The sequence below is a fragment of the Flavobacterium sandaracinum genome, assembly GCF_004349135.1.
GTDB lineage: Bacteria > Bacteroidota > Bacteroidia > Flavobacteriales > Flavobacteriaceae > Flavobacterium > Flavobacterium sandaracinum.
The window spans coordinates 25,406-40,846 of sequence record NZ_SMFN01000016.1; the positions used below are offsets into that span (position 1 = coordinate 25,406).

The 15,441-nt window shown below is 34.7% G+C and carries 9 protein-coding genes; all 9 read right to left on the reverse strand.

The window, feature by feature from the left end:
* Positions 1–19: 19 nt before the first annotated feature.
* Complete coding sequence (locus E0F91_RS12790; protein WP_132066857.1) at positions 20–634, reverse strand: acyloxyacyl hydrolase; 615 nt, start codon at positions 632–634, stop codon at positions 20–22.
* Between the two features lie 135 nt (positions 635–769).
* Complete coding sequence (gene secDF / locus E0F91_RS12795) at positions 770–3,742, reverse strand: protein translocase subunit SecDF (RefSeq protein WP_132066858.1); 2,973 nt, start codon at positions 3,740–3,742, stop codon at positions 770–772.
* A 226-nt stretch (positions 3,743–3,968) separates the two neighbouring features.
* Positions 3,969–4,904 (reverse strand): malate dehydrogenase, encoded by a 936-nt coding sequence (gene mdh, locus E0F91_RS12800; protein ID WP_131910750.1) that lies wholly within the window; start codon positions 4,902–4,904, stop codon positions 3,969–3,971.
* An 86-nt stretch (positions 4,905–4,990) separates the two neighbouring features.
* Entirely contained in the window at positions 4,991–6,934 is a 1,944-nt protein-coding gene (gyrB, locus tag E0F91_RS12805; protein ID WP_132066859.1) for a DNA topoisomerase (ATP-hydrolyzing) subunit B, read from the reverse strand.
* Between the two features lie 181 nt (positions 6,935–7,115).
* A complete protein-coding gene (gene asnB / locus E0F91_RS12810; RefSeq protein WP_132066860.1) occupies positions 7,116–8,732 on the reverse strand; it encodes an asparagine synthase B in 1,617 nt (538 codons plus the stop codon).
* A 443-nt stretch (positions 8,733–9,175) separates the two neighbouring features.
* On the reverse strand, positions 9,176–10,801 hold the full coding sequence (locus tag E0F91_RS12815; protein ID WP_132066861.1) for an amidohydrolase: 1,626 nt from the start codon (positions 10,799–10,801) through the stop codon (positions 9,176–9,178).
* A gap of 313 nt (positions 10,802–11,114) precedes the next feature.
* Positions 11,115–12,791, reverse strand: a complete 1,677-nt coding sequence (asnB, locus tag E0F91_RS12820; RefSeq protein ID WP_132066862.1) for an asparagine synthase B — start codon at positions 12,789–12,791, stop codon at positions 11,115–11,117.
* A 221-nt stretch (positions 12,792–13,012) separates the two neighbouring features.
* Complete coding sequence (locus E0F91_RS12825) at positions 13,013–13,462, reverse strand: hypothetical protein (protein ID WP_132066863.1); 450 nt, start codon at positions 13,460–13,462, stop codon at positions 13,013–13,015.
* A gap of 167 nt (positions 13,463–13,629) precedes the next feature.
* Positions 13,630–15,438: a TonB-dependent receptor gene (locus E0F91_RS12830; RefSeq protein ID WP_243698902.1), complete on the reverse strand. Its 1,809-nt coding sequence runs from the start codon at positions 15,436–15,438 to the stop codon at positions 13,630–13,632.
* Positions 15,439–15,441 lie beyond the last annotated feature (3 nt).

The following is a 15,441-nucleotide window of genomic DNA, read 5'->3' on the forward strand; positions in this document are numbered from 1 at the left end:
AAAACAGGTAACGCTTTTTTTATAGTGCAAACAAAAATCCCAAGTCGATATTTTTAGTAGTATATCCGGCATTCCTTTTTTGTAACCCAGCGTTAGATACATGTCTAATACTTGGCCTTAAATCAATCGATATTCTATTAACGTTAATAGTAAATCCAAAAGCAACAACGTCAGCAAAGGCAAAACCTTTAGATAATCGCTCCGTTTCTGTATCCGTAATCAAAGGACCTACACTACCCAAAGCGTAGATACTGACTTGTTCAGAAAGTGGTTTCCTGACTAGAAATCCTAAATTCAAAACATGCTCTTTTATATCCTTTAACTTTGTGTATCGTTCTCGTTTTTCTATGTAATCCGGTTCGTCTGGCTCAATAAAATACAAATTCAAGAGTTGGTGCGTTGTGAAATTAAGTTCTGGCTGGACAAGAATTTGATAACTAAACGTTTTTGTTTCTTTTACTCTGAAATAAAATTGCAACTTATAATAGTGATTAGTATAAGAGTAATTTTTATTTTCGAATTCATTACCTAATCCATAAGCAATACCTACGTGAACCTTACTGTCTTTGACTTGCGCATAAGTTAACATTATGGGACAACAAATAAACAAAATGAAAAGTACAATCCTAGACATAACCCTGAATATAAAACCAGAAAATTAACTACAAAACTCACTGGTAAATTAATAAAAAAAAGATTCAAATTCAAGTAAAAAAAAAGAGATTCAACTTTCGCTGAATCTCTTTTTGTAAAATTATATAAAAGTATTTTAGCCTTCTTGATGCGCTTTTTCTACTTTAATTTTATCTTCTTTAGAAATTGTATCAACCAATACTGGCGTAGCAATAAACAATGAAGAATACGTTCCTACTACAATACCAACCAACATAGCGAAGATAAATCCTCTAATAGATTCTCCACCAAAAATAAACATGATCAACAATACCACAATCATCGTTAATGAAGTATTGATTGTTCTGGACATCGTTGTGTTAATAGATTGATTTACAATTTCAGAAAAAGTACCTTTAGTTTTACCAGATAAATACTCTCGAACTCTATCAAATACAATCACGGTATCATTCATGGAATATCCAATAACCGTTAAAATTGCTGCGATAAAATGCTGGTCAATCTCCATACCAAAAGGCATGAATTTATAACACAAAGAGTAAATTCCTAATACAAAAATAACATCGTGCGCAACTGCAGCAATCGCACCTAAACTATATTGCCATTTTCTGTAACTGATCATTAAGTATAAGAAAACAATTGCCATTGCTCCTAATACTGCCCAATAAGCGTTTGTTTTAATATCTTCTGCAACTGTAGGACCAACTTTAGAAGCTTGTAGAATTCCTACTTTTTTTCCTTCATAAGCGTTTACAAATTTATCGTATGTAATATCTGAAGAATAATGCTTTTTTAAGGTGTTAAACAATAATTTATTTACCTCTTCATCAGCTTTAATTCCTGGCTCTTGTACTTTATATTTAGTTGTAATTTTCAATTGATTAGTACTACCAAATACCTTTACTTCGGCACTACCTTCAAAAACTTGCGCTAATTCTGCTTTCACAGTTTCAGTTTCAATTGGTTTTTCGAAACGCACTTGGAATGTTCTTCCTCCAACAAAATCAACTCCTTGATCTAGACCATTTGTTGCTAAAGAAACAACACTGATGATAACCACGATACTAGAGAACAAATAGGTCCATTTTTTCATCCCTAAGAAATCAAAATGAAAGTTGTTAAACATATTCTTAGAGAAGTTAGTAACAAACGTCAAATTATTCTTTTTGCTAATGTTCCAATCTATAAAGATTCGCGCAATAAAAATAGAAGTAAATAATGAAGTTATAATACCAATTAACAATGTAGTAGCAAATCCTTTAATTGGTCCTGAACCAAAAATAAATAAAACAGCACCCGTTAAAATGTGCGTAACATTCGCATCAGTAATTGATGACATAGCTCCTCTCCAACTATACGATGTCTTAACAGCTTCTTCCAACGTTTTACCTGCTCTTAATTCCTCTTTTGCTCTTTCATAAATAATAATATTCGCATCTACCGCTGTACCCATTGTCAAAACGATACCGGCAATACCAGGCAATGTCAGAACAGCTCCAAGACTTGCTAAAATTCCAAACAAGAAAAGTAAGTTTATCGCCAATGCAATATTAGCATACCAACCTGCTTTACCATAGTAAATCATCATCCAAAGGGATACAATAAGTAAACCGATAATTGCTGAATTAGTACCATTATCAATTGCTTCTTGACCTAAGGATGGCCCAACAACTTCTGACTGAACAATATCGGCAGTAGCTGGCAATTTACCTGCTCTTAAAACATTAGCTAAATCTTTAGTTTGTGTGACATCAAAAGCTCCAGATATCTCAGATCTACCACCTGAAATTGGACCACTTGAAACTCCTGGTGCAGAATAAACTACTTCATCAAGAACAATAGCGATATTGCTTTTTTGAGTATACGCTCTACCTGTTAATTCTTCCCAAGATTTTGCCCCTTGACCATTCATTTGCATGGAAACTGCTGGCTTCCCTGATTGATCAAAAGTATCTTTTGCATCAGTAATAACACCACCAGCCATGGCAGGCACATTGTCTCTATTTCCTTTTAAAGCATACAGTTCCAAAACTTCAATATCTTTAGCCTTAGCATCTTTAATTGTAGTTGGTATACCCCAAACAAATTTAGCATAACGTTGCTCTGCTGTTAAAAGAATTCGGATATCAGCTCTTTTGAAATAACCATTAATTGTTGCCGTATCTTTTGGAGAGAAAAGCCCTAAAACTGGACCTCCACCTTGTCCAACAATTTTATCAAATAAAGGATTTTCCCCTTTTTTAGCTGAAGTTGAATCTTTCGAATCTGCAAGCAAAGCACTTAAAGAATCCTTTACTACTGGCTTAACCTCAGTAGTTTTGATTTCTGTTTTCTTCAATGATTCATTAGCCGCCATTAAGAAATTACCAATTTCTTCAATTTTGTATGTTTCCCAAAACTGCAATTGAGCAGTGCTTGATAATAATTTCTTAGCACGATCTACATCTTTTGCACCCGGAAGTTCAACAAGTATTTGACCTGAATTTCCTAATTTTTGGATATTAGGTTGTGTTACGCCAAATTGATCAATACGTTTTCTTAAAACGCCAAAAGCACTTTCTACCGATTCATCAACTTTTCTTTTGATAATTTTTTGAACCTCTGAGTCGGTCATTTGAAAATCGACACCACCTTCACCTTGCAAACTTCTGTTTGCAAAAATATCTGGAGATGCTAATTTTACCGTTCCTTTTGAATTAGCTTCAAAAGCATCAAAAAACTTGTCTAGATATGGTTTATTCCCCTGCAAATCAGCAGTTGCATCAGCCAAAGATTTATTAAAAACTGGATTTTTAGAATTATTCGATAATCCTTTTAAAATGTCTTTTACAGAAATTTGAAGGATAACATTAATCCCTCCTTCTAAATCTAGCCCTTTATTGATTTGTTTATCACTTACTTCATTAAAAGTAAAATTGGTAAAGCCAAGGTTAAATACTTTTTCTTTACCGATAGAGTCTAAATATTTAACTTCTTTGTCAGCATTCCCATTAGCAAAAGATTTTGCATCGTTTTTTACTTTGCTTGCCACAAAAGTGAAAGAAAGTTGGTAAATACTTACCAATGCAAATAGAATTGCGAAAAATTTAATAAGTCCTTTATTCTGCATTATTACTAAAAATTAATTATTTTTTATTTATTTATTTTTGCTTTAAACCTTATAGAATAACACTTTACATTCATTTTTAACATTAAAAAAGAATATTTCGGGCTACCTCATTTTTTTTAAACCGAGCAAATATATAATTAACGTTAAGATTAACCAATTTATTTATAGATTAATCTCAAGAAAAAGACTGCAATGATGCAGTCTTTTCTTTTTTATATGTAAATTTTTATACCAAAATCGATTTTAAAGCGTCATTCATTTGTCTGACAGCATCTGCACTTTTAGAAAATAATGCTTTTTCAGCATCATTCAGTTTAATATCAAGAATTTCTTCCACTCCATTTTTACCAATAATACATGGAACACCAATACAGATATCATTTTGGCCATATTCTCCTTCAACGAAAACAGAACATGCAATCATTTTCTTTTGATCATTCAAAATACTGTCCACCAAGAAAGCAACTGAAGCTCCCGGAGCATACCAAGCTGATGTTCCAAGAAGTCCTGTAAGTGTAGCTCCTCCAACCATAGTATCTGCAGCTACTTTTTGCAATTCTTCTTCCGATAAAAATTGAGAAACTGGGATTCCGTTATAAGAAGCTAATCTTGTCAAAGGAATCATAGTTGTATCACCATGTCCACCAATAACCATAGCTGAAATATCATTAGCCGGTTTGTCTAAAGCCAAAGACAAATACGTTCTAAAACGAGAGCTGTCTAACGCTCCACCCATACCAATAATTCTGTTTTTTGGTAATCCCGTAGATTTCAATGCCAAGTAGGTCATCGTGTCCATTGGATTAGAAACTACTACTATAATAGTATCCGGTGAATGCTTTAAAACATTCTCAGCAACCGTTTTTACGATTCCTGCATTAATCCCTATTAATTCTTCACGAGTCATTCCTGGTTTTCTTGGAATTCCTGATGTAATCACGACTACATCACTTCCTGCTGTTTTAGAATAATCATTAGTAACGCCTGATACTTTGGTATTAAAACCCGTATTAGTAGCGCATTGCATGATATCTAATGCTTTACCTTCAGCAAAACCTTCTCTAATATCCAATAATACTACTTCACTGGCAATTCCTCTATAAGAAATCACATCCGCACATGTCGCTCCTACATTTCCTGCTCCTACAATGGTAACTTTCATATTTTAAAGTTTATTCGGTTAATTGTTAATTTGGTTACTTGTTATTGTGTTAATCTATTCGAATGAAAACGAATGGTTACATTAATTTACGCATCAATATTTGCGTAAACTGCATTTTTCTCAATAAATTCTCTTCTTGGCGGCACCTCATCACCCATTAACATAGAGAAAACTCTATCGGCTTCCGCCAAACTGTCAATAGTTACCTGACGCAACGTTCTAAAACCCGGATCCATAGTGGTTTCCCATAATTGCTCCGCATTCATTTCTCCAAGACCTTTATAACGTTGAATTCCTGCGCTACCGCCCATTCTTTCATTTGCTTGATCACGTTGTAAATCATTCCAAGCGTATTCTTTTTTATTTCCTTTTTTAACTAAATACAAAGGTGGCGCTGCAATATAAACGTGACCTTCTTCGATTAATTCTTTCATAAAACGGAAGAAGAATGTCAAAATCAAAGTAGAAATGTGACTACCATCGACATCGGCATCACACATAATAATTACTTTATGGTATCGTAATTTTGAAATATTTAATGCCTTACTATCCTCTTCTGTACCAATGGTTACACCAAGTGCCGTAAATATATTTCGAATCTCTTCATTTTCAAAAACTTTGTGGTGCATTGCCTTTTCAACGTTTAAAATCTTACCACGCAAAGGTAAAATGGCTTGAAAATTACGGTCACGACCTTGCTTTGCTGTTCCTCCTGCCGAATCTCCCTCGACAAGATATACTTCACATTTTGCCGGATCTTGCTCTGAACAATCTGAAAGTTTTCCTGGTAATCCACCGCCACCCATTACGGTTTTGCGCTGTACCATTTCACGTGCTTTTTTAGCTGCGTGACGCGCTTGCGCTGCAAGAATTACTTTTTGAACAATGATACGGGCATCATTTGGATTTTCTTCCAAATAATTTTCAATCATTTCACTTACCGCTTGACTCACCGGAGAAACAACTTCTCTGTTACCAAGTTTCGTTTTCGTTTGTCCTTCAAACTGTGGTTCTTGAACTTTTACCGAAATAATAGCAGTCAATCCTTCACGGAAATCGTCTCCTGAAATATCAAATTTCAGTTTATCTAACATTCCAGAAGCATCCGCATATTTCTTTAACGATCTGGTTAGACCGGTTCTAAAACCTTGCAAGTGCGTTCCTCCTTCGTGTGTATTGATATTGTTTACATAAGAAAAAATATTCTCTGTGTAACTTGTGTTGTAAATTAACGCAACCTCAACCGGAATTTCTCCTTTTTCATGATCCATAGAAATAACGTGTGCAATAATTGGCTCACGGTTTCCATCTAAGTAGCGGATGTATTCTTTTAAACCTTCATCAGAATGAAATACTTCTGATACAAAATTTCCATCTTTATCTTTTTCTCTTTTATCTGTAAAAGTAATAGTGATTCCTTTGTTCAGGAAAGACAATTCACGCATACGAGCAGATAAAGTATCATAAGAATACTCAATTGTTTGAGTAAAAATGCTTGGATCCGGGTAAAAAGTAACGATTGTCCCTCTTTTTGTCGTTTCACCAATTTGTTTAACTGGATATAATGCTTTTCCTTTTTCGTATTCTTGTTCGTATATTTTACCATCACTACTGTGAACGGTAGCTCTCAAATGATTCGATAAAGCGTTTACCACAGAAACCCCAACACCGTGAAGACCTCCAGAAACCTTATAGGAATCTTTATCAAATTTTCCACCGGCACCAATTTTGGTCATTACAACCTCCAATGCCGAAACACCTTCTTTTTTATGAATACCTACCGGAATACCACGTCCATTATCCTCAACAGAAACAGATCCGTCTTCATTAATATCAACTATTATGGTATCACAATGGCCTCCCATTGCTTCATCGATCGAGTTATCTACAACCTCATACACTAAATGATGCAGTCCTCGAACACCCACATCTCCAATATACATCGAAGGACGCATTCTTACGTGCTCCATTCCTTCTAATGCCTGAATACTATCTGCTGAATAACTGTCCTTCTTGATTTCTTCGCTCATATATATTTATTGTAAAAAATGTAATTTTCGTATAACACGCAAATATATAAAAACGCAAATTATATAACCGTTAAAATCCCTTTTTAAGCCCTTAAGTTATTAACATTTGTTCATATAAATACAAAAAAACGCTCCCATAATTGAGAGCGTTCTTCATTTATAAAAAATTCAAATTTTTGCATCAAACTATAACTCCTGTTTTAGCAATTTCAACATCCGCTTTAACGTGTGCTGCATTGGCTCTTCCGCTTGGATCTAGGTTTTCTTGCCATTTCGGAATCCATTTCCTAACCGTTTGTGCCGAGCTTACTTGCGGATAATATTTATTAAATATCAATCTGTATAAATAAGCTTCTTTAGTGGTTGGTGCGTTATAAGGAAATTCCGTTGCAGCTCCGGCTAATTGCTCATCCGTAACTTGTGTCGCACAATAATCAATCAAATCATCAATCCACTTGTATCCTACTCCATCTGAAAATTGTTCTTTTTGCCTCCACAAAACTTCTTCAGGGAGATAAGGGTTTTCAGGTGTATCAAATGCTTTTCTTAAAATGTATTTTTCTTTTCCATTGTACGTTTTTGGCATCTTTTCTTCTGCTTTGATACGAACGGCCAAATCTAAGAACGCTTTATCTAAAAATGGAACTCTAGTCTCTAAACCATGGGCCATGGTTGATTTATCTGCTCTTAATAAATCAGCAGTGAATAATTTCTGCACTCTTTCGATGGTTTCCTTTTGAAAATCTTCCGCTGACGGTGCATTTCTAAAATACAAATACCCGCCAAAAATCTCATCGGCTCCTTCGCCCGAAAGCACCACTTTTATTCCTAAATCAGTAATTGCTTTTGATAAAAAATACATGGGCGTACTGGCTCGTATTGAAGTCACATCATATGTTTCCAGATGCCAAATTAATTTATCTAAGATCTGAATTCCATCTTCAACAGTAAAATGAATTTCGTGATGTTCTGTTCCTAAATACTCCGCTACTTTTCTGGCGGCCGCCGCATCCGGTGCATCCGCATCTAAGCCGATAGAAAATGAATGTAATTTTTTACCGCTTTCCGCCAATAATCTAGAAGCAATTGCTGAAGTCAAGGAAGAATCCAATCCTCCCGAAAGCAATACTCCAATAGGTACATCGCTCATTAAACGCTTGCGAGTCGCTTCGGTTAACGTTTGCCTGATTAATTCCAAATCTAATGCTTGGTCGGCTTTTAAATAATCTTCGTATTCCGGTTTGTAATATTTTACAAAACCTGTTTTTGCAGTGTAATAATGTCCCGGTGGAAAAGTAGAAAATGTTTTACATTGATCCGCAATAGGTTTCATTTCAGATGCGAAATAGATCCTTCCTCTTTCGTCCAAACCATAATACAACGGTTTCACTCCCATTGGGTCTCTGCCAGCAATAAAATCATCGCCATCAACTACTACAAAAGCCCAATCGCCGTCTAGCATGTTACAGAAATCATAACCAAACTCTTCGTATAAATGCACAATAACCTCGGAATCTGATTTGGTTCTAAAAGTATGTTCTTTCAAAACTCCATCTCTTAATTCCTGATGATTGTATATCTCGCCATTATGAACCATATAGGCTGTTTTCGTACCTTTTATAGGTTGTTTTCCAGAATGCAAATCGATTATAGACAAGCGTTCATGACTTAAAATATGCCCTTTTTCAGTAACCTGCAAATCGCTTTCATCCGGACCACGATGCGTCATTCTTTTTGAAAGTTCCCCAAATAACTGTTCCTCTTTTCCTCTTCCGATAATGGCTAATATTCCGCACATAACACTATATTTTTATTTTTTACCAATTCTAAGTCGACAAATATGCAATAGGAGTTACAAACACAAAACATAATTGGTGCATTTAGTTACTATTTAAAACCAAAAAGTGAATTTTATCTTAAAAATGTAATTTAAATACCAATAAATTAAAATATTCTATTTCAACTGTAAACTATCGCTATATTCTAAAATAAACAGCATCAATTTTAAACATATAAGTCATGTAAGTTTAAAAAAGTCAGTTTCTCAAATCGTGATTAAAAGGGAATATAAGTTAAAAACGTTCTTTGCAAGGCTATATGACTTTACTTAAATGAACTTTTAGATTTATTTGATTTTATTCAAATTAAAAACTTATGTGACTCCTATGTTTTAACAATCTATTCTACAAAATGCTGTTATTTGAAAAATTAAGCGTGACTTATCAAAGACTGACAATTCAATTACTTCACTTTCTTCCCTTTTAAATAGGTGTTGATAGGTTTCATTTTTACTATTTTATTTTCTTCCACTTTTATTAAATCCTGATCAAACATCACAAAATCAGCCCATTTTCCCACTTCCAAACTTCCCTTTTCTTTTTCTTCGAAATTAGAAAAAGCAGCCCAAATAGTCATTCCTCTTAAAGTTTCTTCTCTAGTCAACGCATTTTCCATTTGGAAACCGCCTTTTGGATATTCCTTACTGTCTTTTCTGGCTACTGCAGCATGAAAAGTCAACATCGGATTCACTTCCTCCACAGGAAAATCAGTTCCTAAAGCTACCATTCCTGCTTTTTGAAGCAATTTTTTATAAGCATACGCATTTTTAAGACGTTCTTTTCCTAATCGGTCTCCAGCCCAATACATATCAGATGTGGCGTGCGTAGGTTGAACCGAAGGAATAATTCCGAATTTGAAATAGTCAAAATCGGCCTCACGTAAAACTTGGGCGTGCTCAATCTTCCATCTTCTATCCTTTGTATCGGCTAACACTTCTTTATATATTTTTAAAATCACTGTATTGGCAGAATCTCCAATAGCATGCGTATTCAACTGAAACTTTGAAGCCGCAAGTTGTTTTGCTACCTCTTTTAATCCGGAAATAGGTGCCAACAAAGCACCATATTGATTTGGACTATCGGAATATGGATTATGCATACAAGCGCCACGAGAACCCAAAGCGCCATCGCCATACATTTTAAAAGAACGAACATTTAGATTATCCGTTTTATAAATTCCTTTTTTTAGATACAAATCGATATTTTTTTGATTTGCAGTAACCATAGCATATACGTTAAGCGTCATCACTTTTGCTTTTTGCAAACTGTCTATCAAATGAATCACATCAGGATCTAAACCCGCATCATTTACGGTTGTCAATCCATAATCAAACATCACTTTTTCAGCATCTAGCAAAGCCGCTATTTGTATTTTACGGGTTGGTTTTGGAATTATCTTAAACACTAATTCCATCGGATTATCAACCAGAATTCCTGTTGGCTCTCCATTTACAATTTCAATTTGACCACCATCTGCATTCGTATCTTTGGTGATTCCTGCTAATTTCAACGCTTTACTGTTAACGATAATCGCATGACCGTCAACTCTATTTAACACCACAGGAATATCAGGAAAAGCAACATCTAATTCTGCTTTTGTAGGATACTTTTTTACTTTCCAATCGTTTTGATCCCAACCGTTACCTACAATAAACGTTGGATTCTTCTCTTTTTGAAAAGCTTTTAAACGAGTAATTATTTCGTCCATACTTTTAGTATCACGTAAGTCAACCTCCTGCAGGCTTAATCCATAATTGTAAAAATGGCAGTGTGCATCAAACAAGCCGGGATAGATGAATTTTCCTTTCGCTTCAATAGTGTTTTTGGATTCATATTGTTTAGTAATGTCACTATCTGTGCCAATGGCGACGATTTTCCCTTTATCGATCGCCATAGCCGAAGCTTGCGAAAAAGAGTTGTTAACCGAGTAAATGGTGGCATCTGTAATAATGGTATCAACAGCAATTTTATTTTTTTGATCACAGGAAATCAATAAAAATAAAGCTAGGAACAGTGAAATAGATTTCATAATTAAAAATTTAGTTAGGCTAATATAAAAAAACTCCACCTAATTATTTGAGACAAAGCGGAATTATAACGTATTTTCAAATTCTATACTTCTACATGAATATAATTTCCATAAAAAAACGCTCTCGAAATAGAGAGCGTTTTCAGTATGAAAATCTAAAATAATTAATGTTAAATGATTTTTTAAACCATTAAGATCATGAAGCTCCATTAAGTTCTAATTTCGCTGCAACTTCAAGGTAGATTTCTAATTTATTGGTTGGCCTGAACTGCCTGTATATACATAATAAAAGGTAAATCTTCTTTTTTACTGTTTATGCTTTGACATACGCATCATCATGCACACTTGCCACTGCTCTACCCGATGGATCATTCATGTTTTTGAAAGCTTCATCCCATTCTAAAGCAATTTTTGTACTACACGCCACACTTGCTTCTTGTGGTACACATAAAGCTGCGGCATCACTCGGAAAATGCTCGTGAAAAATAGAACGATAATAATATTCCTCTTTTGAAGTTGGCGTTTGCAAAGGAAACTTGTATTTAGCATTTGCTAATTGTTCATCCGAAATCTCTACAGCAACTGTCGCTTTTAAGGTATCAATCCAACCGTATCCAACACCATCACTAAATTGTTCTTTTTGTCTCCAAGCTACACTTGGTGGCAACATCTCTTCAAAAGCTTTACGAAGCACCCATTTTTCCATTGGGTGTTCTTTGTTGATCATTTTATCCTGTGGATTAACTCGCATCGCCACATCCATAAATTCTTTATCTAAAAACGGCACACGTCCTTCAATTCCCCAAGCCGCTAAACTTTTATTGGCTCGCAAACAATCATACATGTGCAACTTCCCTAATTTACGAACGTTTTCTTCATGAAATTCTCTGGCGTTTGGTGCTTTGTGAAAATACAAGTATCCTCCAAAAAGTTCATCAGCCCCTTCACCTGATAATACCATTTTAATTCCCATCGATTTAATAACTCTCGCCATCAACCACATAGGTGTCGATGCTCTAATCGTAGTCACATCATAGGTTTCTAAGTTATAGATCACATCTTTAACTGCGTCTAAACCTTCCTGAATAGTGAATTTTATTTCGTGGTGAATCGTTCCAATATGATCCGCAACAATTTGCGCTGCTGCTAAATCTGGAGAACCTTCCAATCCTACCGAGAAAGAATGCAATTGTGGATACCAAGCATCAGCAACATCACCGGATTCAATACGTTTTTGCGCATATTTTTTGGCTACAGCCGAAGTAATCGAAGAATCTAACCCTCCAGAAAGCAATACTCCATAAGGCACATCGCTCATTAATTGTCTGTGAACCGCGGCTTCTAAAGCAACTTTAATTTCGTCAATGCTGGTTACGTTGTCTTTTACGGCATCATAATCCGTCCATTCCCTGTTATACCATTGTATAAATTCGCCATCTTTGCTTGTCATGTAATGTCCTGGAGGAAACAATTGAATTTTGGTACAATATCCTTCTAGCGCTTTCAATTCTGAAGCTACATAAAAAGTTCCATGCTCATCCCAACCAATATATAATGGAATAATTCCCATGTGATCACGAGCAACAAAATACTCATCTTTTTCTACATCATAAATGGCAAATCCGAAAATACCGTTCATTTCATCTATAAAATGAGGTCCTTTTTCTTTGTAAAGTGCTAAAATTACTTCGCAGTCGCTTTCTGTTTGAAAGTTGTATTTCCCTTCAAATTGTTTACGCAATGCTCTGTGGTTATAAATTTCACCATTTGCCGCTAAAACCAATTGTTTATCTTCACTGAACAACGGTTGTTTTCCTGAAGCTGGATCCACAATTGCCAAACGTTCGTGAGACAAAATGGCTTTTTCATTACTAAAAATACCACTCCAATCCGGTCCACGATGACGGATAATTTTTGACATTTCTAATACTTGTGGTCTTAAAACTTCCGCTTTTTGTTTTAGGTCAAAGGCACATACTATTCCACACATAACTTTATATTTTAAATGTTTTTGTTTATTTTGATAAGGCAAAGATGGTATTATAGTTCTAATTGAAAAACACAAATACTATTTTTAGTTTATATTGACAACCAAAAATAGCGATTTGTATTTAAAATGTAATTAAAAAAGAATAAAAATAGAATTGAAGTTGAAGACTGTAAAGTTGTGGTCTAGATAAGACAATGTCAAAATAAAATTACACTCTATTTTTATCTAATTTCCTCCACCAAATACTTCGTACCATTAATCTCAAAAGTAAAACCTTCTTGATTTCCCATCAATTTATTTCCTAAAGGAGACTGTGGTGACAATGCGATGATATTGATTCCCTCGACATTAATTTTAGGAAGCGCCACACTCAGATATAAGTAAATTCCGTTGGCTTTTACCAAGCTCCCCACAATTATAGTATTAGCAATTGTAGCAGCATCAATTTTGTCTAAAACTGCTTTTTGATCCAATACTTCTCTTAATTTCCGATTGAGTTTTTCCTGCTCAATGTGCATCATAGACAAAGCAGTTTCGTGTTTGTCTCCAGCAGAACCTTTGGCATCGTTTTTAGAATCTTCAGTAAGCGCTACAATCATGTCCTTGAAAACGTCAATTCGATCTTGAACTAATTGTAAATAATGGGTATGTATTTTTTGTTTGAAAGTCATTTGAAGAGTTTAACCGCAAAGTAAGCAAAGTTTTCCGCAAGGTTCGCAAAGTAATTTTGTAAAATCGATTGTAGCTAAAACATTTATATTCTAATTATATAAAACTTCCAAAAATAAAATCTTCCCATTCTTTGCTATAACCTTTGCACACTTTGCGGTAAAGAAAACTAAAAATCAAATTTATAATTCGCTCCTAAAATCACTTGAAATCCTTGAACAGGATAGTTCAACCATTTTTGGTAGGCATTATTGGTGATATTGTTCACTCTTGCAAATGCTGTCAATCGGTCGCTGTATTTGAATCCTACATTAGCATTGACATCAAAATAAGATTTTAAAGTTACTGGAACAGCATTTGCCACAAAGTCCGTATTCATTTGAAAATCTTTTCGCTCGCCTACATAAAAAACATTGGCCCCAGCAAACCATTTTTCAGTAATATTAAAATCCAAACTGGAGTTTATTTTTATTGCTGGCAAATTCCACGCTTCTTGCTGAAAATTATTAGTAAAACTACTAAAGCTTCCATTAATTCCAAAGGTGAAATCTTTAGACAAATCTGCTTTTAATTCTCCATAAAAGGTTAAGGTTGTCATATCATCGTACACGACTTGAAAGGAATTTCCAAAACCGTAATCGGCATTTCCAGCATTCTCATCATAATTATTGCTTTTAAACAATGCTTTATTGCTCTCATTTATATATGAACCTCTAAGGTTGTAACTCACTGTATTAGTCAACTTCCCTTTCAGTCCAGCAAAAACATCATACTGCTGATCCGTAGGTGCAATAGCTAATGTTGGGGATAAAAACGGATTGGTATCCGCGAAATCCTGATACGAATTTTGCTTTAAATCACCTTCGGCACCCGCATAGAAAATCATCAAATCACCCACCACTTTATAAGAGGCATTGAATTTTGGATAGACATAAAAGGCATTACTGCTATTTTGATTGTCCCTACTATAAAAAACAGCCGCACCAATATTCAGTGTCCAATCCTCTTCTTGCATTACAAAACTTGGTGAAATTCCAAAATTTGTAAAACTATATTTCAAAGGTTCCGTATTGGTATTTGTATAATTATTTTTGAAATTTCCAGCGACATAATCAACAGTTAAATCTGTTTTCACTTCACTTTCCATTACATCAAATGCGATGGTTGGTTTAGCATAAAACCTATTTTCAGAAGAATCAAAACCATCTGAAAACCGATTGAATTTCAAACTTGTTTTATTCAATATACTTTCGCTAAAAGCCACATTTCCTCCCAGAGATATCGTGTTGTAGGACTGTTTTGGATTAATACTATTGATCAAAATAGATCGATCTTGAGACGATAAAGTACTACCAAAACTCTCTGGTAATCCATACCAATTGTAAATTTGATTTTGAAACCCTAAATCCAAATTCCAAGACACATTCTTTTGATTCGATCCATACATTAAATCAAGCGAAGTATCGAAAAAACGGTCGTCAAGATTCACGCTTTCTATACCGCCTTGAGAGGAATGGTGCCGGAACATGCCGCCAACATAGTCCGTAGCATTTAAGTCCTGATTCACAAATAATTCTCCTATAAAAGTTCCGTAATTCCCCACCCCAAACGTAGCATAATTTTTAAACAAATCTGCTTGTTTTTCTTTCTCTACACCTTCGGCTTTTCCCTTTGAAGGTGTAAAAGTAGAAGCTACAGGAAAAGAAAAAATGGTGTATTTAATCTTTTCTTTTTTGGCATTTTCCTCCTCATCGAGTTCTGGTATTTCTTTAACTTTGAACGCGTCTGAAATTTTTGGCGTATACGGTTTTACCACATTTACAGTCTCGGCTCCTATTTGATCTTTCTTTTGTGCAAACGAAAATTGTGAAAATAAAACAAACAAAATCCCCACTCCTACACGCCCAATAGAGAATGAACTGGAATACCTTGTTGCTTTATTTATGATTGAATTTATTTTTGATTGTTCAAATGTCATGTT